Raw genomic sequence first — 23,293 nt, forward strand, 5'->3', positions numbered from 1 at the left:
TTATGAATGTGAGTGCGATACTGCAGGCAAGGCTGAACCGCCATAAAAACACTCGCCGGTCTCGGCCAGTGCGAGCAACACAGGCTCTGGCTGATACAGCGGCCCGTTATCACGTAACGGGTCGAGCATCGCGACAAATGATTTGATACCAATACTATCGACCCAGCGCAATACACCGCCCCGGTGAGGCGGAAAACCCAGCCCGTACACCATGGCCATATCGGCCTCAGCCACCGAGCCGACCACACCTTCTTGCAGGGTGCGGCAGAGCTCATTCACCAGCGGCGCCATCATCCGCAGCACAATGGCTTCATCATCAACCTCAGCAACTGACGATGAAACCAACAGCTCAGAGAGATCACTATTGGGCGTTTTTTGCGGACGCCCGCGCTTGTCTTGCCCGTAACAATAAAAACCTTTACCGCCTTTTTGTCCCAGCAGTCCTGCCTGATACAGTTTTGCCGTGGGTGAAGGATGAGCGCGCCCCATTCTTTCAGGAAACGCCTGCGCCATGGTTTGCTCGGCGTGTTCAGCGGTATCAAGCCCTACCACATCCAGTAAGTGTGCCGGCCCCATGGGCCAGCCCCAACGTGTCATTACCTCATCGATACGAGTGTATTCCACCCCGCCATCAACCAAGCCGGCAAACCCGGCAAAGTAAGCAAACAACACCCGGTTGACCAAAAAGCCCGCACAATCGTTAACAACGACCGCTTTTTTACCTAAAGCCGTCGCGCATTCGACCGCCCTGGCGACGGTATCCTCGGAGGTGTTAGCACCGCGAATGACCTCGACTAAAGGCATGGCGTGGACCGGGTTAAAAAAATGTAAGCCACAAAATTGTTCGGGCCGCTGCAGCGCCGTAGCAAGCTCCGTTATAGAGATGGTTGAGGTGTTACTTCCCAGTACGGCCCCCTCGGGAAGCTGGCCTTCAACCTCCGCCAACACCGATTTTTTGACGGCGATATTCTCAACCACCGCCTCCACAGCCAGATCGGCACTAGCGAGCGGCTGGTAGTGAAGCGCGGGCTGAATACGGGTAAGGGCCTGGGCCATATCCGACACCGACATTTTGCCTTTCTCGACCCGTCGCCCTAGCACTTTTGCCGCCTCTTTAAGGCCGAGATCAATGCCCTTTTGATCAATATCTTTGAGAATGACCGGCAAACCTTTTAACGCTGCCTGACAGGCAATACCGCCGCCCATAATGCCAGCCCCGATCACGGCAAGCTGGCGAGTAAGCGTCGGGGCCCTAGACTTCCACTGGCGCGCCGTCTTAGCGATATACTGATCGGCAATAAACAAACCGCTCAATGCTTTTGCCGTATCGGTATGGGCCATTTTAACAAAGTGCGCAAGCTCAAACTGTGCCGCGTCGGCGGCTGAACTTGCGGCCCCCTCACGAATCGCCGCCAGCGCCGCCAGAGGGGCGGGATAATGCCGCCCGGCACGCTGAGCGATCACGGCTTTGGCCGACTCGAACGCGAGTCCGGCCTCCGTTTTATTAAGTGCCAGCGGCTGTGATTTTTGCTCGCGACGAGGTAAGTAAGCCAGCTCGCCACGGGCGCAGCGCTGCAACAGCTCAGTGGCAGCCGGCTGTAGCTGGTCCAGCTCGACGACCGCGTCTAACACACGGGCTTTTAACGCCGCACTGGCACTAACCTCCTGTCCTGTGGCGATCCATTCCAGCGCTGTATCCAGCCCCGCCACTCGCGGTAACCGAACGGTTCCACCCCAGCCGGGAATAATACCTAAGCGAGTTTCCGGTAACCCAATTTTAGCCGCGCTGTCGGCGATGCGATAATCGCAGGCGAGGGCCATTTCCAGGCCACCGCCTAACGCCAGTTTGTTGATCACCGCCACGGTTGGAAACGGCAGCGCCTGAAGGCGCCGGAAATTATCAATATTGGGCGACAAGTGCCCGGCAATAGCCTCGGCACCGGCACTGAACACGTCGTTAAATTCATTGATATCCGCGCCGGCCAAAAATGAATCTTTCGCGCTGACAATCATCAGCCCCGCCACATCAGACAACTCCAGCACATCGAGCGCAGCCGTCAACTCGGTAATCGCCTGCCTGCTAAACACATTAACGGAGGAGTCGGGGGTATTAAACTCGAGCCGGGCGATGCCGGCCTCGCAGGTTAAGGTAAGAATGTCACCGTGATACATAATCTGCCCTTTGTTTATCGGTCAAGCCATCAGCTCGCCCTAAGACTTTCTGCGCTACGATTACGGAACCGCCAACACCTCCGTGGCGACGATAATTTGAGCCGAATTAAGCGCTGATAAATTTTTCACTCTACAGGGAGTATAGGCCGCCAAATAAAACCCCTCCCCCGGCGATAGCTCTTTTATCTTTGCACCTATGGTCATTTGAATGTCGCCCTGACTCACCCAGCCGGCCTGATCGAAGTGACTCATCATGGGGGTTTCGCCGGTATCGGTTTGCGGATCAAAATAAAAGTGCTTAAGCGTGACATTGCGGCGGCTGATGTTTTCGCCAATCATTTGCATAAAACCGTAAGGTTTTTCGTGCTTCACCATATTATGCTGATCAAAGAATACATCGTCGGCCCCGCCGTCAACCGACGCAAAAAAGTGCGACAACGACATTGGAATACCCGCCAGAACTTTCTCTAGGGATTGCACACTAGGGCTTACTTGCCCCTGCTCGATCATTGAGATACTGCTGTTGGTAACGCCGGCGCGCTTAGCCAGCTCACGCTGCGATAAGCCGTTGGCCTCGCGAATGGCTTTTAATCGCTGACCCAGCGTATAAGCTTGTAATGACTGGCCCATGGCGCCTCCTGCGGCTGATGTCTTCACGATTAAAACGAGGTGCGACGATAACTTCGATAGCGTGGATACCAAAAGTTGGCTTCCACTTTTTCAGCTATTAATGCCTCGGGCACCGGCACGGCAACACCGTCTTCCATCGCCTGGCGAAACACCGCCTGAGCGATCGTTGTACTCACCTGACGGATGTCGGCCAATGGCGGCAAGAGCGAGCCGACTCCATCGCGGGCAAGTGGTGACAACTCGGCCAGCGCCCTGGAGGCAGCCAACATCATGGTATCGGTAATACGCGAGGCTTTGGCGGCAATGACACCCAGCCCAACCCCCGGAAAAATATAGCTATTATTACACTGGGCGATATCGTAGCGTACCCCGGCAATATCAACCGGCGCGAACGGGCTTCCGGTTGCCACAATCGCCCGCCCGCCCGTCCAGCGTAAAATGTCCACTGGCTGCCCCTCAACTTTTGAGGTCGGGTTTGAAAGCGGCAAAACGATCGGCCGCTCACAGTGAGCCTGCATCGTATCGATTAACCGTTTGTTAAACAGGCCCGGCTGACCCGACACCCCGACCAGCACTGTCGGCTGTGCGTTTCGCACCACATCCAACAGCGATATCTGCCCCGTTTTGTCGTTTAACCAGTTGCCTAGCCTGGCACCCTGCTTGCAAAACTCTTCCTGGAACGGCAGTAAATCGCGTGACGTATCGGTTAACAAGCCATCGCGATTAACCAAAAATATCCGCCCCAACGCCTGCGCGCGGGTTAACCCTTCGGCCTGCATCTGCACGGCAATTTGATCGGCGATGCCACAACCGGCTGAGCCTGCTCCGGCAAACACAACCGTTTGCTCCGAGAGTTTTTGTTGCTTGGTATGACAGGCCGCCAACAGCGTGCCAACCGTCACCGAGGCTGTGCCCTGCACGTCATCGTTAAAACAACACAACTCATCGCGATACTTATGCAGCAGCGGGGTGGCGTGAGTTTGGGCAAAATCCTCAAACTGTAACAGTGCATTGGGCCAGCGCACTTTTACCGCCTGAATAAACTGATCGACGAACTGGTAGTACTCATCGTCGGCGATACGCTCGTGACGCCAGCCCATGTACATCGGATCATTAATCAGCTGCTTATTATTGCAGCCCACATCCAACACCACAGGTAACGTGTATGCAGGGCTAATACCACCACAAGCGGTGTACAGCGCAAGCTTACCGATGGGAATACCCATACCGCCAATACCCTGATCGCCCAACCCTAAAATACGTTCACCGTCGGTGACGACAATGACTTTTACATTATGCTTAGTCGCATTTTGTAAAATATCATCCAGCCGATCGCGATCTGCGTAGGAGACAAACAAACCCCGCTTGCGCCGATATATTTTGGAAAATTGCTCGCACGCCTGCCCCACGGTCGGCGTGTAAATCAAAGGCATCACCTCTTCGAGGTGTTCCGTCACCAGGCGGTAGTACAGGGTCTCGTTGGTATCCTGAATATTGCGTAAATAAATGTGCTTATCAATATCGGATTTGAATGAGCTAAGTTGCTCGTAAGCGCGCGCTTTTTGTTCTTCGATGGTTTCGATACGAAACGGCAGCAACCCTTCAAGGTTGAACTGCTCTCGCTCCTGCCGACTAAAAGCACTGCCTTTATTCAACAATGGCGCCTCAAGCAACGCCGGCCCCGCAAAGGGGATATAGATAGGTCTGGTATTCACAGATTTACCCGCAGTTTGTCCGTTTTATGCCGGGGCCTGTGGCCCTGAATGAATAGCAACAGCGCTAGTGGGCCGTGCGTAAAGTTCGGTGACAAAGGAGCATAGCCAAAGCGACCAGATCAAGGCGGAAAAGGCAGGAATAGTGGGGCTATTTCAAGCTTTTTCAACACAGAGCTGGGCATTTTGGCGCAGTGAACTGTTACCTAATTTTACGCACGCGGCCCACTAGGTATCGGTGGGCTCAAGCTGAGCCGCTCGCAACACCTCCTTGCCGCTATCGTCCGTTAGCGTCAGAATACCATGACGAATAGCAATATTGTGAGTTCCCGGTAGCGCCGTCAACAATCGTGCTTCTTGCTCATTAAGCGCCGGTATGCAAAGCATACGCGTGGTGCCCAACGGCTCTTTAATGGTAAGACGATTAGCGTCGCGCTGGTAGTCGCCAAAAAAGCGGTTGCAACTGGCGTTACCGTTTAGCTTGCCCTCTTCACCAAAGCGTAAACGCGCCGGGCTATTATCGATTACGCCACGCCCCGCAATGTATTCAACTCGCCACTCCCCGATAACACTCATCTTATCGGTCGCTATTGTCGCAGCCGGTGGCGACGGCAATGCACAGCCAGCCAAAAAGGTCGCCGTCACAAGCAGGGCCGTCAACGATAATCGGATTAACATAGTTTTTCGCTCTCTCAAAAAATAACCGCGTTAGCAACGAGCCTTAAGCCGGCCTGAAACTCATCTTCAATATTCGATCTAGACCGGTAACTTTCGCAACAATTCCCTAACCTTAAGCAAATCCGGGCCTTTAGGTCACGTATATCCGCCGGCCAGATACAAAAACGCCAGGCGTTGCCTGGCGTCAGGGGGTACGGCTGGATTAACGGCCCATACCAGGAGGCAACCCGCCACCGGGAGGCATTCCACCGCCGCCCCCAGGCATCATGCCACCCAAGCCGCGCATCATTTTACTCATGCCGCCGCCTTTCATCTTCTTCATCATTTTGGCCATTTGCTTATGCTGCTTAAGCAAGCGGTTCAGATCTTGAATCTGGGTGCCCGAACCCTGAGTGATACGTCGCTTGCGAGAGCTGGATAAGTCGTCCGGGTGACGGCGCTCCCACGGTGTCATGGAGTTAATCAACGCCTCCATCACTTTAAACTGCTTGCCCATATCGGCTTGTTGGGCCATTTGCGCCATATTGCCCATGCCGGGCAATTTATCCATCAACCCGGTTAAACCGCCCATGTCTTGCATTTGTTGCAATTGGTCGCGCAGGTCATTTAAGTCAAAGCGCTTACCTTTACTAACTTTCTGCACCAGACGTTCGGCTTTATCCCGATCGATTTTGCGCTCGGCATCCTCGATAAGCGACATAATGTCGCCCATGCCGAGAATCCGCGAGGCGATACGATCCGGGTGAAATGGCTCAAGCGCATCGACTTTTTCGCCCATCCCCAAAAACTTAATGGGCTTACCCGTCACTTGCCGCACCGACAAAGCCGCACCACCGCGCGCATCGCCGTCAGCTTTGGTTAAAATAACGCCCGTCAGAGGCAGCGCCTCATTAAAGGCCTTGGCGGTGTTGACCGCATCCTGACCGATCATGGCATCGATCACAAACAAGGTTTCGACCGGGCTGGCCACTTGATGCAACTCTTGAATCTCGGCCATCAAGGTTTCATCGATATGCAACCGGCCAGCCGTATCGATTAGCAGTACATCGTAGAACTGGCGCTTGGCGTGGTCGATTGCACCACGGGCAATATCGGCTGGTTTTTGCTCGCCGGTTGATGGAAAGCACTCTACCCCAACCTCACCGGCCAAAGTTTGCAGCTGGGCAATGGCCGCCGGACGGTACACGTCGGCACTGACTACCAGTACCTTCTTTTTCTCGCGCTCGGTTAAAAACTTGGCCAATTTTGCGACCGAGGTGGTTTTACCGGCACCCTGCAGGCCAGCCATCAGAATCACAGCTGGCGGCTGGACTGCGAGGTTGAGCGACTCATTGGCCTCGCCCATCATCTCAACCAGCTCAGACTCAACAATTTTGAGGAACTGCTGCCCAGGATTGAGCGCCTTGCCCACCTGGGTGCCCAACGCCCGTGAGCGCACCCGGCCCACAAAGTCCTTCACCACCGGCAAGGCCACATCGGCCTCCAGTAAGGCCTTGCGTACTTCGCGCAAGGTGGCCTGAATATTGTCGTCGGTAAGGCGTGCCTTACCCGTAATCTTCTTAAACGTACCTGAAAGTCGATCTTGCAGATTTTCAAACATAATGACACTAGTGCCCATTATCTGGCGGCCCACTTAGGTGCACCGCGTAAGACTTTACCGCGAGAAGCCAAAAAAACCGGCCCTCTGCGCTTATTTATCACTGCTGCCGGCGTGTAAACCGCTTCGGCTAAAGGTGGCATTATAACGCGGAATATCAGGCCCCGTCTCGCGCCCTGAAAGAGAATCACACCCAGGGAGATTGATTCTCATTTATAGGCTTCTCATACGCCGCCGCATGTGACACACTTTCTCACCCAATGTGCCCCGTGGAAGATGTCAGGCGAGACTCGACCCGCGCACCAGCAACACGACCCATTAAAGGACTCTGCCCACGCATGTCTGCACTCGACATCAACTTAATCGCCGCAGCGCTGTATCTGCTGGCGGCAGGCTATCTTTTTATCTCGCTCTGGCAGCAACAGCCGGTGCGCCGCCAGCGCTTGTATCTTGTAACGGCACTGGCGCTGGTCGCCCACGGAACTGGCTGCGCTAAATTGATCATTCAACCTCAGGGGCTGGCGCTAAACCTGTTTCCGATGTTGTCGCTGATATTTTGTACTGTCAACACGGTTGTGCTGTTAAGCGCCGCACGCAAGCCGCTGCACAACTTATTTATTTTGCTGTTCCCGCTGACGATACTTGCCATCATCGCCAGCCTGCTGCCCACAAACAACAATGTACTGCTGCCTTTAACCCTGGGCCTGGCATCCCATGTACTGCTGTCTATTTTGGCCTATAGCTTACTGACCATCGCGACCTTGCAGGCGCTATTTTTGGCCTACCAAAACCATCGCCTCAAGCACAAGCGCTCGCTCGGGCCCAGCGGCCTGCTGCCACCACTGCAAACCATGGAGGCGCTATTATTTGAGCTGCTGTGGGCTGGGCAACTGCTACTGACCGGCGCCATTATCTCTGGCGTTATATTCCTTGATGATATTTTCGCCCAGCATGTCGTTCATAAAACAGTCTTCACTCTATTTGCCTGGCTTATTTACAGCATTCTACTGTGGGGGCGTCACAGCTTGGGTTGGCGCGGCTACACGGCGATACGCTGGACACTGGTGGGGTTTGCCATGCTGATGCTGGCGTACTTTGGCAGCAAGTTTGTACTCGAGTTTATTCTGGACATTTAATCGGTTAGGTTATCTCGCTAAGGTCAGTTGCGCATTCGTGCGAACTGCTGCAAGATAGCCTGCCGAACGGCAATATAGGCAAGACATTTCCTTGAACGACATACCCTTAGAACTACTGTTTGGGATTCTCCTGGGACTGCTCGTGCTCTCAGGCTTTTTCTCTAGCTCAGAAACCGCCATGATGGCGATCAACCGCTATCGCCTCAAGCACTTGAGTAAAAAAGGCGACCGCCGGGCTCAGCGGGTCGAGCTGTTGCTGAGCCGCCCCGACCGACTGATTGGCTTGATCTTAATTGGTAACAATTTAGCCAATAACTTTGCCGCCGCCCTCACCACGGTTATTGCGATCCGCCTTATGGGCGATTCGGGTGTTGCCGTCGGTGGTTTTTTACTGACACTGGTTATGCTGGTGTTTGCCGAAGTAACCCCCAAAACATTGGCCACCCTTTACCCCGAGCGAATCTCCTTTTTCGCGAGTCTTATACTGCGCCCCCTCGCGGTGGTGTTGGCTCCCGCGGTCATGCTGGTTAACGGTATCGCCAATGGCGTGACCAAACTGTTTGGCATCGATAAAGCGCATACCCATATAGAGCACCTGGCCCCCGAAGAGCTACGCACAGTGGTCGATGAAGCCGGCTCGTTAATTCCAGACCAGCATCAAGGCATGCTGCTCAACATTCTCGACCTGGAAAAATCCACCGTCGAGGATATTATGATCCCGCGCAACGAGGTCGAAGGGCTGGATCTGGAGGACGACGTCAGCACTCTACTGACCAAGATCCGCACGTCTGAATATACCCGACTGCCCATTTACCGAGGGGATTTAAATGAAGTCGCGGGAATTTTGCACCTGCGTAACTCGGCTCGTTTTTTAAACGGCAACGACAGCGACATCACCAAAGCCGACTTTCAAACTCACGCCGATGAGCCTTACTTTGTACCCGAGTCGACACCGCTGCACACCCAGCTGATGAACTTTCAGCAACAAAAGTGCCGTATTGCACTGGTGGTAAACGAGTATGGTGAGGTGCAGGGGATTGTGACTCTGGAAGACCTACTGGAAGAGATCGTGGGCGACTTCACTACCAATGTGGCCGAGGATGAAGACCAGGATATTATTCCGCTTGAGGACGGCTGGTACAAAATTGATGGCGGTACTTTTATTCGCGACATCAACCGAACTCTCGAGTGGTCGCTGCCCATCGATGGCCCCAAAACCCTCAACGGCCTTGCCATGGAATACCTCGAAGGCATTCCCGACGGCAACATCAGCTTTACTCTTGAGCACTACCTGTTTGAAACCGTAGAAATTACCGACAAAATGGTGGCATGGTTTAAGGTAAGGATGGATGAAAAACTTCAGTAGGAGCGAGTCTTAACGCTTAGGCACCGCGCTGCCCCGTACAGGCAATAGCGTATAATACCGATGGCGCGAGGGCTAATCATCGCGCCGATTTAATTTGTGCAATAGCCAGCCAAGCAATGCCGCCATGGCCAACAACAACAGCAGCAAAACAATGACTACCGCCATATAGCCCAGCAGCTGGCTCCAGCTTACCCCCCAACCATAAACAGCAAGGCCAATAAAGCAGGCACAGGACAAAAAACTGGCAGCGCCCAAACGGCGATAACGGCCTAGACGTCTAAACATAATATACCTATTTATCCTGTGCCCGACATCGGGGTTCTAGCTTAATCAGATGCACGGGTTTCTTGCTGGTACAGAGCCTCAGCACCATCAAGATCCTGAGCATTGACAACATTTGTATAGCCAAGCTGCTCCAGTGTCTGTTTAGCGATATCAGCACGACGGCCGCTGCGGCAATAAACCACCAACGCCCGATTTTTATCCGGCGCATAGTGTTCAATCCGATCGGCAATTTGATCGTAAGGGATATTCACCGCCGCGGCCAAATGAGCCTCGGCAAATTCTTCGCCGGTGCGAACATCAAGCCACAGGGTATCGGCGGCACTCACGTTAATGTGCAACCCCAGTAACAGCAGCAACATCAACAGACGAGCTGCGTTGCGTATTGGTACAGTACTCATATAGCTCACCTCGCACTCGTTTATCCCTCGCGCCGCCACTTAGTTCCTTCTGGAGAGTCCTCCAAAACGATACCGGCAGCCAAAAGTTGATCGCGAACCTCATCGGCACGAGCAAAGTTTTTATCACGCTTTGCCTGGGCACGCTCGGCAATTAACACCTCAACGGCATCCGCCGCCATGTCACTCTCACCCGCCGACTGTAAAAAGGTATCAGGGGCACAACCAAACAAACCAAACAATTCACCCATGGCTTTTAAAGCGCCAACCAGAGGTTCGGCATCAGCACCACCTTTTGCCGAGTTTAATGCCCGCACCAAATCAAACATCACCGCAAGCGCCACCCGGGTATTAAAATCGTCATTCATGGCGGCAACGAACTTCTGATAGAACTCGCTCCCGGACAAGTCACTCAGACTGGTAGCCGGGACGTCCTCGTAGCCGCGCAGCGCACTGTACAGCCGATCCAGGCCGGCCTTAGCCTCAACTAAATTTTCTTCTGAGTAATTAATGGGGCTGCGATAATGGCTGCTTATCAGCAAGTAGCGCACCACCTCTGGGTGGTACTGTTTTAACACATCGCGAATAGTAAAAAAGTTGCCCAGAGATTTAGACATTTTTTCACCGTCTAAACGAACGGCGCCCGCATGCATCCAATAGTTGGCGTACTGACAACCGTTGGCCGCTTCACTTTGAGCAATTTCGTTCTCGTGGTGTGGAAACGGTAAATCCGGCCCGCCACCATGAATATCAAAGTGCGCACCCAAACACGCCTTACTCATGGCCGAACACTCAATATGCCAACCCGGGCGGCCGCGCCCAAAAGGCGCATCCCAACCAACATCTTGCTCACTGGCAAACTTCCACAGGGCAAAGTCTCGCGGATCTTCTTTCGCGGAGTCGACTTCGACCCGGGCGCCTGCCAGTAACTGTTCAGGATCTTTGTTAGTGAGTTTGCCGTACTCGGCAAAACGGCTCACGCGATAATACACATCGCCGTTGCCTGCCTGATAGGCATAATCTTTAGCGATTAAGGTTTCGATCATCGCGATAATATCCGCGATGTGGGCAGTTGCGCGCGGCTCAGTATCGGGTGGCAGTATGCCCAACGCCTTTTCATCCTCATGCATATACTCGATATAGCGCGAGGTTAAATCGGTGTAGGGCTCACTATTTTCCTGCGCCCGATTGATGATCTTGTCATCGATATCGGTGATATTGCGCACATAGTGAACCTGCCACTGCTGCGAACGTAAAAAACGGCTAATCACGTCGAAGGCGACCAACACACGAGCGTGACCAATATGACAGTAATCGTAGACCGTAATCCCACAAACATAGAGGCCAATTTTACCCGGCTCGCGTGGTGTAAAGACTTCCTTCTTACCTGACAATGTACTGTATATCGTTAAACTCATAACTCAGCTTCTCTAAACGTGTTTCCCGCAGTGCTTTCCTGTAACGCAGCCGGTGCGCCGCCCAAGGGTTTTAGCTTTGTTGAGAAATTTTCGCCCAACTATCACGCAAACCAATGGTGCGATTAAACACTAAGGCGCCATCGCGGCTGTAGTGATCATCCAGGCAAAAATAGCCTTCACGCTCAAACTGGTACGCCGACTCGGGCTTGGCCTGTGCGAGTGAGACTTCGGCTTTGGCGCCACTTAGCACCTGCAAACTCTCGGGGTTAATCGCCTGTAAAAAGTCTGCGCCTGCCGCGCCTGGCGATTCTTCATTAAACAGGCGGTCGTACAGCCGCACTTCACAGTCGATGTTTTCAGCACCCGAGACCCAGTGAATAACGCCTTTAGGTTTAACGCCGTCTTCCGGGTCTTCACCAATAGTGTTTTCAATGATACGTGCTTTCACTTCGATAACTTCGCCCGCATCGTTCTTAATCGCCTCATCGGCCTCAATCACGTAAGCGTTACGCAAGCGCACACGCTTACCCAACACTAAACGCTTGTACTTTTTGTTGGCCTCTTCGCGAAAATCTTCCACGTCAATAAATAAGGTTTTACTAAAAGGCAGCTCTCGCTCCGCCAGATCATCCCGGTTGGGGTGGCCCGGAGCACGCAGGCGCTCAATTTTATCTTCCGGGTAATTAGTCAGCGTTACCTTAAGCGGGCGTAACACGCACATGGCCCGCGGCGCGTTTTTATCTAAGTCATCGCGCACGCAGTATTCAAGCATGCCGACATCAACCACGCTATCTGATCGGGTAACGCCGATTCGCTCACAAAAATTACGCAGCGATTGCGCGGTATAACCCCGGCGACGCATCCCCGAAATAGTCGGCATGCGCGGGTCATCCCAGCCGTCCACGTGCTTTTCATCGACCAGCTGGCGCAATTTGCGCTTACTGGTAACCGTGTAGTTCAGGTTTAACCGGGCAAACTCATACTGTTTAGGCGTAGCCGGCACCGACAGGTTAGCAATAAACCATTCGTACAACGGGCGATGATCTTCAAACTCCAGCGTACAAATGGAGTGAGTAACCCCTTCAATAGCATCGCTTTGACCGTGGGCAAAATCGTACGAGGGGTAAATGCACCACTTATCACCAGTGTGATGATGGCGCACTTTTTTAATGCGGTAGATTACTGGATCACGCAGGTTAATATTGGGCGCCGCCATATCAATTTTAGCGCGCAGCGAACAGCTGCCCTCTTCCAACTCACCAGCTCGCATTTTCGCAAACAACTCTGTGTTTTCAGCAACACTGCGATCGCGATTAGGGCTGTTTTTGCCAGGCTCGGTAAGCGTACCGCGATATTCACGAGCCTGGTCCGGGCTCAAATCACAGACATAGGCTTTACCGGCCTTGATCAGCTCGAGCGCCCAGTCGTGCAGTTGATCAAAATAATCAGAGGTAAAGCGGATCTCTTCGTTCCAATCAAACCCCAGCCACGAGACATCACGCTTAATGGAGTCGACGTATTCGTCACTTTCTTTTTCTGGGTTGGTGTCGTCAAAACGAAGATTACATACTCCGCCAAACTGTTTTGCCACACCAAAGTTAAGACAGATGGACTTCGCGTGACCAATGTGCAAATACCCATTAGGTTCTGGCGGAAAGCGCGTCACGATAGTCTCAACTTTACCTTCATCCAAATCTTTGCGAAGAATGTTTTGAATAAAGTGCGAGGGCTTTTCGACTTTAGTAGAGCCGTTTTCGGTGGTTTCAGTCATGCTGATTAACAATCCAGTTAGCAAGCGAGAGTGCCGGACGCACCGGCGAGTTAGATAGGGTATTGTAATGCTTGGTTGCGTTATTTCCTACTACTGCGCCACGCTCGGCGAGACCGTCGAGCGGTAGCCTTCACGGCGCTGGATCTGGTATTGACGCACAGCGTCATTATGCGCCTCCAGAGTATCGGAAAACACATGGGTGCCGTCCCCTTTGGCGACAAAGTATAATTCACTGCCGGGGTCCGGGTGTAGACTGGCATACACAGCCTCGCCGCCCGGCAGGGCGATAGGCGTAGGCGGCAATCCGCGAATGGTATAAGTGTTGTAAGGGGTTGGGCGCTGCAGGTCGGCACGGCCGATTTTGCCCTGATAACGATCGCCCATACCGTAAATTACGGTGGGATCGGTCTGCAGCCGCATGTTGTTTTCAAGCCGGCGCACGAACACGCCGGCTATTTTACGACGCTCCCAGGGGGCTCCCGTTTCGCGCTCAACAATAGACGCCATGGTAAGTGCTTCATAGGGCGTGTGATAAGGCAGGTTTGGGTCGCGCCCGGGCCACAATTCATCCAGTGTTTGGCGCATCTTACGATACGCCCGCTGTAAGATGGCCACATCGGTCGTGCCACCTGTGTAGTGGTAAGTATCGGGGAAAAACCAACCTTCGGGGTGCTCGATAGGCAAGTCGAGCAGAGCCAGTTGCGTTTTTAGCGGCTGCCCCGCCAATTGCGACTCGATACGCTCGGCGTCGGCTAAGGCCTGCACGGCCTGAGCGAAGGTCCAGCCCTCAATCAAGGTAACCGTATAGCTAACCACATTACCGGTATTGAGCATTTTCATAAATTGTCTTGGCGTGAGCCCCGGCTCAAGCCTATAGTCACCGGCACGCACCTCGCTCTGGCCACTAAAGCGCGCGTACAACGTCAAAATTTGAGGGTGCTCAAGCATACCCCGGGAGGCCAGGTCGGTCGCGGCCCCGCTTAAAGTGCCGCCCGGTTGAAGCTCATAATGTAGCCCATCTTCGGGCAGCGCCATAGGCTCGGCGTACCACTTTTTAAAGTATTGCAGCGCCCCCAACAGAGACACCAACAAAGCCAAAAGCGCCAGCAGTATTAGCCGTTTTACCAATCCAACTGCCAACTGAATCATTGAACACTACCCTTGCCTTGCAGAAAATCGCCGAATAATACGCCTAGTTTTTGCGCATTATCATGCTGTAAAAATTTATGGGCCTCGCCGGATGGGTCGGTTATTTCCCCTATCGGGCGAATGCCGCGATTGCTGTTACACAATATTGCCTCGTCAGCCCGATACACATCCGCGAGCGTCATTGCGGTCACCTCAACCTTACACCCGATACCCGGGAGCAACTCATCAATCAGCAGCCGCCGCATAACACCGGCCACACCCGATGAATCAAGTGCGGGGGTATACCACTGGTTAGCCTGGCAAATAAATAAATTATGGGCGGTCGCCTCGATAACATTGCCACTCCCATCCAGCATCAGCCCTTCATCGATATTAGCGTCCTGCCACTCGGCCCGGGCCAGCACATTCTCGAGGCGATTAAGGTGCTTGTGCCCCGCCAACACTTTGTTGCCAGCCAAACGCATGTCACACACTCTAACGTTCAGCGGCTTAAGCGGGCCAGTAAAGGGGGAAAGGTTATCAGGGTGCACCTGCAGTACCACCGTTGGCGCCATATCGCGGGCGTACTGATAACCCCTACCGCCAACACCTCGAGTTACTACAACTTTGAGGGTGCCACCCTGAATACCGTGCGCCGCCAAAGAGCTTAACGCGGTATCCACCCAACCTTGCAATTGCTTGGCATTGAGCGCAATGGACAACGCCTTGCAGCTGGCCTGTAACCGCTCGCGGTGCCAGCGCCACAAGGGCACCTCCCCACTCTGAATTCGACAGGTTTCAAACAGCCCGTCGCCGTAAGCGAATCCGCGATCAAGCGCGCAAAGCTGATCGCCAGGCTCCCCGTCGATCCAAACTAAAGGTCGTTCACATGTCGACATGACGATTGGCACTCAAGCCTTGCGAGTCAATCACGCGGTACAGGTTAGTCGCGCAACTTAGCAAACAACAGCGACCCGTTGGTGCCACCAAAGCCAAAAGAATTACTCAGCACCGCCTCAATGGGACGCTCTTGCGCTGTGTGTGGCACCAAGTTGATATCACACTCTTCGTCTGGGTTGTCGAGGTTAATCGTTGGCGGTGCCACCTGGTCGCGAATCGCCAGAGTACTGAATATCGCTTCTACGGCACCGGCAGCGCCCAACAAATGCCCTACCATCGACTTGGTCGAGCTTACGGCCACCTGATCAACCGCCGACTTCATAACGGATTTAACCGCGCGACACTCGGCTTTATCACCGGCCAGGGTAGAAGTACCGTGGGCGTTGATATAGTTAATAGACTCCAGAGCAATACCGGCATCATTGATGGCGTTTTGCATAGAGAGCGCCGCACCCGCGCCATCCTCAGGCGGTGAGGTCATATGATAGGCATCGCCACTCATACCAAAGCCGATCAGCTCGGCATAAATGTTAGCGCCGCGCGCACGCGCGTGCTCGTACTCTTCCAGCACCATAACGCCCGCGCCGTCGCCCAGCACAAAGCCATCGCGGTCTTTATCCCACGGGCGGCTTGCCGCCAACGGGTCATCGTTGCGGGTCGAGAGTGCCCGAGCGGCCGCAAAGCCACCTAGGCCTACCGGAGTGGTCGCCATTTCGGCACCGCCGGCCAACATAACGTCGGCATCGCCGTACATGATCGAGCGCGCCGCCAAACCGATACAGTGCGTACCCGTGGTACAAGCGGTAGTCAGGGCCAAATTAGGGCCGCGCAAGCCGTAGTGGATAGATAAGTTACCGGCAATCATATTGATAATCGCGCCGGGCACAAAAAACGGCGACATACGACGCGGGCCTTTATGCTCAACGATCAAGGTGCCATCTTCAATGGTGCCGATACCACCGATACCAGAGCCGATCGAAACACCGATACGCGAGCCGTTAGCCTCGGTCACTTCCAGGCCAGAGTCGCGCATGGCCTGAATCCCTGCCACCATCCCAAACTGGATAAAAGGATCCATTTTGCGAGCGTCTTTAGCAGGAAAGTAACCTTCGACCGAAAAATCTTTGACAGAAGCCGAAAAACGCGTACTAAAAGCAGAGGCGTCAAACTGGGTGATAGGCGCGACACCGCTGCGCCCGGCAAGGATTCCATCCCAAGTATCCGCCACGGTATTACCCAGCGGACTGACCATACCCAAGCCTGTTACTACTACTCTCTTACGCGACACGTGATTTGCTCTCCCCCACAACGGACATATACGCCATCGACCTAACGGCCTCAGCGTACCCAAAACCCCAAAGAAAAAGCCGTACTATTTCTCAATAATACGGCTTTCGCGAAACCTGCTACCAAATATGTCGCAGATTAGGCCAAATTGGCATTGATGTAATCGATGGCCAACTGAACTGTGGTGATTTTCTCGGCTTCTTCATCTGGAATTTCGGTTTCAAACTCTTCTTCCAGAGCCATTACCAATTCTACGGTGTCCAGAGAATCCGCGCCTAAATCTTCAACGAAAGAAGCTTCGTTCTTCACTTCGTCTTCTTTAACGCCCAGTTGCTCAGCAACGATTTTTTTTACGCGTTCTTCAATGCTGCTCATGATCTAATTCAACTCCTGATAGGTAGTATCGACGAAACCGTCATGTTTAGAACCATTTGACGGTTCCAGATTTTCTACGGCGAAATCGATGCGCATTTTACATCTATTTTCACCGCGTTGTAACGCATAAGACAAAAAATCTTTAATTTTTTGCCCTTTTTCTTTTTAAAACAGGCAGTTACAACCTGCTTTAATTCATATACATGCCGCCATTGACGTGTATTGTTTCACCGGAAACATAGGCTCCGGCATCAGAGGCCAAAAATCCGACCACTGCAGCAATCTCTTCGGGCTTACCCAAACGCCCCAGCGGTATCTTATTTAGCAACTGAGCCTTCTGCTCGTCGGGCAACACCCGGGTCATATCCGTATCGATAAAACCAGGCGCCACGGTATTAACCGTGATACCGCGCGAGCCTACCTCGGCCGCCAGCGAGCGGGCGAAACCTGCCGCGCCGGCCTTGGTTGCCGCGTAGTTAGACTGCCCGGCATTACCCATAGCACCCACTACTGAGCCAACATTAATAATGCGCCCCCAGCGACTTTTCATCATGCCGCGCAATACGGCCTTGCTGAGACGATACACAGCGCTGAGATTGGTATTGATCACGTCAAACCACTCGTCATCGGACATCCGCATAAGCAAATTGTCTTTAGTGATACCGGCATTATTCACCAAGATCAGTGGTACACCATACTCTTGTTGCACCTCCTTCAAAAGCCCTGCCACCGAATCGGCGTCTGTTACATTCAAAACCTTGCCAACACCCGTTAAGCCGTTGGCCGCAAAGCGCTCGGTGATCGCCGCTGCGCCCTTTTCACTGGTCGCCGTGCCAATAACAGTGCAGCCCGCGCGCGCCAGCTGCTCGGCGATCGCAGCGCCAATACCGCGACTTGCACCGGTAACCAGTGCAACCTTGTTATCTGTGGTCATATCCTTCTCGCTTATTAAGGTTTATTGATGTTGCGCCAGCGCCGCATCCAAATCGGCAGGCTGCTCAATTGAGATTGCGCTCAATGATTTATTAATACGTTTTGCCAAACCGGCCAACACTTTACCCGGGCCGCACTCTACCAGATTATCGACACCTGATTGTGCCAGAGCGTTAACACAATCCACCCACAACACCGGGCTGTAGATCTGCTCGATCATCAAGGCTTTAATTTTTGCCGGGTCTGTCTCGCTCTGGCCGTGCACATTGTGGACAACGGCAATTTTAGGAGCACTAAACTCAACATCTGCCACCCAGGTTGCCAGGCCGTCGGCGGCCGGGCGCATCAACTCAGTATGAAATGGCGCACTAACCGGCAGTGGCAGTGCGCGCTTGGCGCCCGCCTCTTTGCACGCCGCCATGGCGCGCTCTACCGCCGCACTGTGGCCGGCAATCACGACCTGTCCCGGAGAGTTAAAGTTAACGGCGCTCACCACTTCGCCCTCAGCTGCGCTAGCGCAAGCCTGCACCACAGCCTCATCGGCCAAACCAATAATGGCCGCCATCGCACCCTGGCCGGCAGGTACCGCAGCTTGCATTAACTTGCCGCGCTCACGCACCAGCGCCACCGCATCGGCAAATGATACAACCTCGGCGCACACCAGCGCCGACCACTCACCCAGGCTGTGCCCGGCAAGCATTGCCGGCTGCGCGCCATCTCGCTCGCGCCACACTCGCCAAAGCGCCACACTGGCGGTCAACAACAAAGGCTGAGTGCACTCAGTTAAATTAATTTCGTCCTGCGTGCCATTTTGCACCCGATCCCAAAGATCGTAACCCAGCACATCCGATGCCTCAGAGAAGGTCTGCTGCACCACTGGATACTGCTCCGCCAAAGGCGCCAACATACCAATTTGCTGCGACCCCTGCCCCGGAAATACAAATGCCAAATTATCTGTGGCCATAATCATTAACTCTTCCAAACTGATAAATATTAATTAGGCGCCGCCAAGCACATGCGCCACTTTTGCAACTGAATCAAACTCTGCCTGCTCGTAAGCCAGGCGTAAGGCATTAACCGTAGCCGCTACCGAGGCCCCGCCGTGGCTTTTAATTACTGTGCCAGCCAGCCCGGCCAAGATTGCGCCATTATAAGCATCTGGGTTTAGCTCCGCGCGCCAGCGCCGAATCAGCGGCCAGGCAAGCGGCGCAATCACACGCCCAAAACCCGACTTAAAGCTTTCCTCGATCCGCCCGGCAATTAACCGTGCCACCCCTTCGCTCGCCTTAAGCGCGATATTGCCGCTAAAGCCGTCGCAGACAATCACCTGCACCGCGCCACTATAGATAGCATCTGCCTCGACAAACCCGGCATAGGTAAACTCACCGGAGCCAGCTAATAATGTAGCCGCATCGCGAATTGTTGTTGTACCTTTACCCGCCTCGGTGCCAATATTTAGCAGCGCCACTTGGGGCTCGGCAACACCACTGGCCCGCGCCAACACACTGCCCATGGTGGCAAACTGCAACAGCTGCGAGCTGCTGCAGTGAATGTTTGCCCCCAAATCCAGCATCAGCGTTAAACCCTTGCGCACCGGCATCGCCTTGCAAATAGCAGGCACCTCGACACCGCTCATCATTCCCACCACTCTGCGGCTCATCAGCATAAGAGCGCCAGTATTGCCGGCGCTTATGCAAGCTCGTGCGTCACCGCGGGCAACCGCCTGCAGCGCTTGCCACATAGATGACGTATCACCCAGGCGCAGGGCCTGGCGCGGATCGGCATCCATAGCAACCACATCGGGAACATCGACAAATTCAATATTTTTAGGGGTCGTGGCCGGACACTCACGCGCCATGGCAGAGCGTTGACCAAACAGCAACAACTGAACATCGGGGAAGGTGCGGGCAAACTCGATTGCCGCGGGGATAGCAATGCGGGGACCGAAGTCCCCGCTCATAGCATCTACAGCTAGTCGTATTGGCTCAGACAATGGAAAATCGTCTTGTTACGCAATACTTACTCGTCAGATGCGATGTCGATCACTTTACGGCCACGGTAAAAACCGTCGGCGCTCACGTGATGACGCAGGTGCTTTTCACCACTGGTTGGATCAACAGACAAGGTCGGCCCAGTCAATGCATCGTGTGAACGACGCATACCGCGCTTGGAACGAGTCTTTTTACTTTTCTGTACGGCCATGATTTAACTCCTATATAACAAAAAACTGAAGCTGGGGCGCCTCAAAGAAAGTGTGTAACCACCCTCTATTTTTTCGGCGTTCCTTTAAGTTGCTCCAGAACTTGAAACGGGTTTTGTTTCGGTTGCTCTTGAGCCCCTGTCTCGGGCGCTTTACTTTCAAAGTGCTCGGAGGGTACACATGCGTGATCGTGATAAGCGACCGGCGGCAGACTTAACAGCAGCTCTTCTTCGACTATATCGTAGAAATCTGCCGGCCCTTCTGCTGCAATCCACGGATCGCGATCCCGCGGTAAGGTTTTTGCCTGCTCTTCATCCCAGACAATGCCGAGATTAACTGCACACACCAGAGGCACATTAACCGTATCCAGGCAGCGCTGACAGGTTAACCCTACCTCGCCCTCGATACTGCCCTGCACCACCCGCTTGCGCTCTTCATCGATCTTAAACGACAGAACAACCGCAAACCTTGCATTCTCATCAGCCACGGCGGCCGCCACTCTTGGCAGCTGCTTTAAGTCAACAAAACCCGTGATTTCAATGCCTTGCTGGGCATATTTTCGCGGATCTCCCTGCCGGGGCAGAGGCTGACTTAAGGATGGCTGAGACATAAGCGCGCAATAATAGGGATCGAAAGCGCATCTGTCAAAGAAAAATAGCCCTCCAGCCCTACTATTTCGGGCTTTTCGCTAAAAATTTTCGCCCTGCCGGCAGCCGGCACGATTATGCAGCGCCCTTTGCGCTAAAATACGCACCGCAAACGCCCAACAGTCGCCGCCAATTGGCACACCTTTACACCAAACAAATGGAAGCCGGCCAATGCCACCGCTTATTCTCGCCTCGGGCTCGCCTTACCGCCAAACTCTACTCAGCCGGCTCGGGCTCGAGTTCATCGCTCACGCACCCGACGTCGATGAAGCCGCACAACCCCACGAAACACCCACAGAGCTCGCTAAGCGGCTGGCGCGCAACAAAGCACGGGCTCTTAAATCACTCTACCCGGAGGCACTTATTATTGGCTCAGACCAGGTCGCCTGGCTTGATGGCATACAGCTTACCAAGCCGGGCAACTTCGCCAACGCCTTCGCCCAGCTACAGCGCTCAAGCGGCAAAACCGTCACTTTTTACACCGGCCTCTGCCTTTATAATAGCCGTGACGGTAGCGAACAACTCAGCGTGGAAACCTATCGCGCCAGGTTTCGCCCGCTGAGCGATGAGCAGTTGCGCGATTACCTGAACCGAGACCAGCCCTACGATTGCGCCGGCAGCTTTAAGTGCGAGGGCTTGGGCATTTCGCTGTTTGAATCGCTCGCGGGCGATGACCCGAACACCCTTATCGGGCTACCGCTTATAAAGTTGACCGAAATGCTAAGCCTGGCAGGGCTAGACCCCCTGGGCAACAATCGCTAGCGGCTCGCATCAAACCGCGCTAGGCATTTTGCGGGGTAAGTTGCCACTGTAAAATCTCGGAGAAACAATCCATACAAAGTGCCGGCTCATATGGGTGCAGCCGAGCCGCCTCGTGGGCGCCATAACTCACAGCGATGCGCGGCATATTCGCCCTTCGCGCCATCTCCATATCATACTCCGTATCACCGACCATCACCGCTTGAGCCGCTTCTACCTCAAAGTGCTCCAGCAGCTCATGCAACATACGCGGATCGGGCTTTGAGGCGGTTTCATCCGCGCAGCGGCTGGCGTGAAAATAGCCATCCAGCCCCAGACGTTTAAAGACCCGGTCGAGCCCCCGCCGACTTTTACCGGTCGCCACCGCCAACTGATGACCGTCATGGCGCAACGACTCCAGCGACTCCATAACCCGCGGGTAAAACTGGGCCGGCTCTGCCTGATCAATAGCCAGAAAATGCTCGCTGTAAAGGGCTCGCAATCGCTCTGCCGCTGGCGCCTCAATTCCGGGATAAAGCACCTGCAGAGCCTCGGGCAACCCTAGGCCTATAATATTGCGCACCGCATCTCGCTCAGGCCGCTGCCACCCTAAATCCTCCGCCGCGCGCTGCATGGCAGTAACGATAGTGCCTGTGGAGTCACTTAAGGTGCCATCCCAGTCAAATATATAAAGCAAGCTCAACCTCCAATCAGCCTCCTTAACCGGGAAGCTTTTGCGCCTCGATCAACCGTAACAACGCCGCAAGATCGTCCGACAGAGGTGCATCCACCCGGGTCGCCGTTGATTCGCCAGGCAACACAAACTCCAGCGCGCTGGCGTGCAAAAAATGCCGTTTAAGACCAAGCTTTTGCAGCGCGCGATTGGCACTGTCATCGCCGTACTTGTCATCGCCTGCCAAAGGACATTGCTTAAGTTGCGCATGAACACGAATCTGATGGGTTCGTCCGGTAATCGGCCGCGCCTCAAGTAAGGTGTAATCCCGATAACGCTGCAACACGGCAAACTCGGTGACGCTGGCCTTACCCTCTGGATGCACTTTAACGATCCGCTCCAGACCGCCGCTTTGCTCAAGCTTTAATAAAGGTGCATTAACCCGCCCCAACCGCTTGGGCCAGCTGCCCAGCGCCAGCGCCTGATACACTTTGACGATTCCGCCGCGCCCGGCCGACTTATCCCGCAGTGATTGCTGCAAGTGGCGCAGATAGCTACGCTTTTTAGCCACCATAATACAGCCCGACGTGTCGCGATCGAGCCGGTGAACCAATTCTAAATAGCGCGCGTCCGGGCGCAGCTGACGCAGCGCCTCAATCAACCCCAAGTCCACACCGCTACCACCGTGCACCGCCAAACCCGGCGGCTTATTGGCCACCAGCAGCCCGTCATTTTCAAACAAAATGGCTTTTTCAAGCACACGCCCCAGCCCTTGACTCAACTGCTTGGGCGGCGCCTTTTGCGCTACTTTAAGGGGCGGCAAACGGACTAGGTCACCCGCCTTAAGGCGGTAATCGGCACGAATACGACCCTTATTGACCCGCACCTCGCCCTTGCGCAGCAATTTATAGACATGGGTACGCGGCACACCCTTAAGGCGCGCCACCAAATAGTTGTCGATACGCTGACCGGCCTGGTCGGCGTCGACATCCAAATATTGAACTTGCGAGAAGCGCTCGTCGATATCGAACGCCATAGAAGGCTGGTTACTCATGGGCGGCATAATAGCAGCAATCGAAGCAAAACAGTTACTTACAGCTGCAAATTGATTTGCTGGGTATTGCTTTAGCTGTTATATTCGAGCCAGCTGGGACAGGCAGGTTTCCGGACATAGCGTTTTAGGCGTGTCGCGAGGAAATACCGCTGCCAGCTAAGGCTCTGTTTTTAAACACAAATTGTGTGCAGATCCGGC

General features: G+C 54.0%; 23 protein-coding genes. 3 read left to right on the plus strand and 20 right to left on the minus strand.

Translation table 11 applies throughout. The annotated features are described in order from the left end of the window. From fadB to ffh, 5 genes are all read right to left on the minus strand, one after another. Positions 1-2,172 (minus strand): fatty acid oxidation complex subunit alpha FadB, encoded by a 2,172-nt coding sequence (fadB, locus tag AAC019_RS02130; protein WP_339896911.1) that lies wholly within the window; start codon positions 2,170-2,172, stop codon positions 1-3. A 60-nt stretch (positions 2,173-2,232) separates the two neighbouring features. Further along, positions 2,233-2,802, minus strand: coding sequence for a helix-turn-helix domain-containing protein (locus tag AAC019_RS02135; RefSeq protein WP_339896912.1), 570 nt, complete (start codon positions 2,800-2,802; stop codon positions 2,233-2,235). A gap of 29 nt (positions 2,803-2,831) precedes the next feature. Next, the gene (locus AAC019_RS02140; RefSeq protein WP_339896913.1) at positions 2,832-4,517 is read right to left on the minus strand and encodes an NAD-dependent malic enzyme; all 1,686 of its coding nucleotides are present in this window, start codon (positions 4,515-4,517) and stop codon (positions 2,832-2,834) included. A 225-nt stretch (positions 4,518-4,742) separates the two neighbouring features. Next, complete coding sequence (locus AAC019_RS02145; RefSeq protein ID WP_339896914.1) at positions 4,743-5,090, minus strand: META domain-containing protein; 348 nt, start codon at positions 5,088-5,090, stop codon at positions 4,743-4,745. A 304-nt stretch (positions 5,091-5,394) separates the two neighbouring features. Beyond that, the gene (gene ffh / locus AAC019_RS02150; protein WP_339896915.1) at positions 5,395-6,792 is read right to left on the minus strand and encodes a signal recognition particle protein; all 1,398 of its coding nucleotides are present in this window, start codon (positions 6,790-6,792) and stop codon (positions 5,395-5,397) included. Positions 6,793-7,127: 335 nt separating this feature from the next. On the opposite strand from ffh, the gene ccsA reads away from it, so the two are divergent. Beyond that, complete coding sequence (gene ccsA, locus AAC019_RS02155; protein ID WP_339896916.1) at positions 7,128-7,925, plus strand: cytochrome c biogenesis protein CcsA; 798 nt, start codon at positions 7,128-7,130, stop codon at positions 7,923-7,925. A 91-nt stretch (positions 7,926-8,016) separates the two neighbouring features. Then, positions 8,017-9,291, plus strand: a complete 1,275-nt coding sequence (locus AAC019_RS02160; RefSeq protein ID WP_339896917.1) for an HlyC/CorC family transporter — start codon at positions 8,017-8,019, stop codon at positions 9,289-9,291. Positions 9,292-9,363: 72 nt separating this feature from the next. On the opposite strand, the gene AAC019_RS02165 is transcribed toward AAC019_RS02160, so the two are convergent. The 13 genes from AAC019_RS02165 to AAC019_RS02225 form a co-directional block, all read right to left on the minus strand. After that, positions 9,364-9,576 (minus strand): hypothetical protein, encoded by a 213-nt coding sequence (locus tag AAC019_RS02165; RefSeq protein WP_339896918.1) that lies wholly within the window; start codon positions 9,574-9,576, stop codon positions 9,364-9,366. Between the two features lie 41 nt (positions 9,577-9,617). After that, positions 9,618-9,974, minus strand: a complete 357-nt coding sequence (locus tag AAC019_RS02170) for a rhodanese-like domain-containing protein (protein ID WP_339896919.1) — start codon at positions 9,972-9,974, stop codon at positions 9,618-9,620. A 20-nt stretch (positions 9,975-9,994) separates the two neighbouring features. After that, positions 9,995-11,389 (minus strand): cysteine--tRNA ligase, encoded by a 1,395-nt coding sequence (gene cysS, locus AAC019_RS02175; protein WP_339896920.1) that lies wholly within the window; start codon positions 11,387-11,389, stop codon positions 9,995-9,997. 70 nt (positions 11,390-11,459) lie between these two features. After that, positions 11,460-13,160 (minus strand): glutamine--tRNA ligase/YqeY domain fusion protein, encoded by a 1,701-nt coding sequence (locus AAC019_RS02180; protein WP_339896921.1) that lies wholly within the window; start codon positions 13,158-13,160, stop codon positions 11,460-11,462. A gap of 90 nt (positions 13,161-13,250) precedes the next feature. After that, entirely contained in the window at positions 13,251-14,309 is a 1,059-nt protein-coding gene (gene mltG, locus AAC019_RS02185; RefSeq protein WP_339896922.1) for an endolytic transglycosylase MltG, read from the minus strand. After that, positions 14,306-15,187: an aminodeoxychorismate lyase gene (pabC, locus tag AAC019_RS02190; RefSeq protein WP_339896923.1), complete on the minus strand. Its 882-nt coding sequence runs from the start codon at positions 15,185-15,187 to the stop codon at positions 14,306-14,308. The genes mltG and pabC overlap by 4 nt, the downstream gene beginning before the upstream one ends. Before the next feature lie 44 nt (positions 15,188-15,231). After that, positions 15,232-16,476 carry a beta-ketoacyl-ACP synthase II gene (fabF, locus tag AAC019_RS02195; protein WP_339896924.1) on the minus strand — a complete coding sequence of 415 codons (1,245 nt, stop codon included), beginning with the start codon at positions 16,474-16,476 and terminating at the stop codon, positions 15,232-15,234. Positions 16,477-16,613: 137 nt separating this feature from the next. Beyond that, positions 16,614-16,850 carry an acyl carrier protein gene (gene acpP, locus AAC019_RS02200; protein WP_007640684.1) on the minus strand — a complete coding sequence of 79 codons (237 nt, stop codon included), beginning with the start codon at positions 16,848-16,850 and terminating at the stop codon, positions 16,614-16,616. A 190-nt stretch (positions 16,851-17,040) separates the two neighbouring features. Continuing rightward, positions 17,041-17,784, minus strand: coding sequence for a 3-oxoacyl-ACP reductase FabG (fabG, locus tag AAC019_RS02205; protein WP_339896925.1), 744 nt, complete (start codon positions 17,782-17,784; stop codon positions 17,041-17,043). 21 nt (positions 17,785-17,805) lie between these two features. Beyond that, positions 17,806-18,747: an ACP S-malonyltransferase gene (gene fabD, locus AAC019_RS02210; protein ID WP_339896926.1), complete on the minus strand. Its 942-nt coding sequence runs from the start codon at positions 18,745-18,747 to the stop codon at positions 17,806-17,808. 33 nt (positions 18,748-18,780) lie between these two features. Beyond that, positions 18,781-19,776, minus strand: a complete 996-nt coding sequence (gene plsX, locus AAC019_RS02215; protein WP_339896927.1) for a phosphate acyltransferase PlsX — start codon at positions 19,774-19,776, stop codon at positions 18,781-18,783. Positions 19,777-19,802: 26 nt separating this feature from the next. After that, complete coding sequence (rpmF, locus tag AAC019_RS02220) at positions 19,803-19,985, minus strand: 50S ribosomal protein L32 (protein ID WP_041523172.1); 183 nt, start codon at positions 19,983-19,985, stop codon at positions 19,803-19,805. 65 nt (positions 19,986-20,050) lie between these two features. Further along, positions 20,051-20,593 carry a YceD family protein gene (locus AAC019_RS02225; RefSeq protein ID WP_339896928.1) on the minus strand — a complete coding sequence of 181 codons (543 nt, stop codon included), beginning with the start codon at positions 20,591-20,593 and terminating at the stop codon, positions 20,051-20,053. A gap of 208 nt (positions 20,594-20,801) precedes the next feature. Here AAC019_RS02225 and AAC019_RS02230 point away from each other — a divergent pair, with 208 nt between their 5' ends. Further along, a complete protein-coding gene (locus AAC019_RS02230) occupies positions 20,802-21,392 on the plus strand; it encodes a nucleoside triphosphate pyrophosphatase (RefSeq protein WP_339896929.1) in 591 nt (196 codons plus the stop codon). Between the two features lie 19 nt (positions 21,393-21,411). Here AAC019_RS02230 and AAC019_RS02235 read toward each other — a convergent pair whose 3' ends face one another. Both AAC019_RS02235 and AAC019_RS02240 read right to left on the minus strand, forming a co-directional pair. Beyond that, positions 21,412-22,065: an HAD-IA family hydrolase gene (locus AAC019_RS02235; RefSeq protein ID WP_339896930.1), complete on the minus strand. Its 654-nt coding sequence runs from the start codon at positions 22,063-22,065 to the stop codon at positions 21,412-21,414. A 22-nt stretch (positions 22,066-22,087) separates the two neighbouring features. After that, positions 22,088-23,095, minus strand: a complete 1,008-nt coding sequence (locus tag AAC019_RS02240) for an RluA family pseudouridine synthase (protein ID WP_339896931.1) — start codon at positions 23,093-23,095, stop codon at positions 22,088-22,090. Positions 23,096-23,293 lie beyond the last annotated feature (198 nt).

Origin of the sequence: uncultured Gilvimarinus sp., assembly GCF_963975215.1 — a bacterium.
In the GTDB taxonomy this organism is placed as follows: Bacteria; Pseudomonadota; Gammaproteobacteria; order Pseudomonadales; family Cellvibrionaceae; genus Gilvimarinus.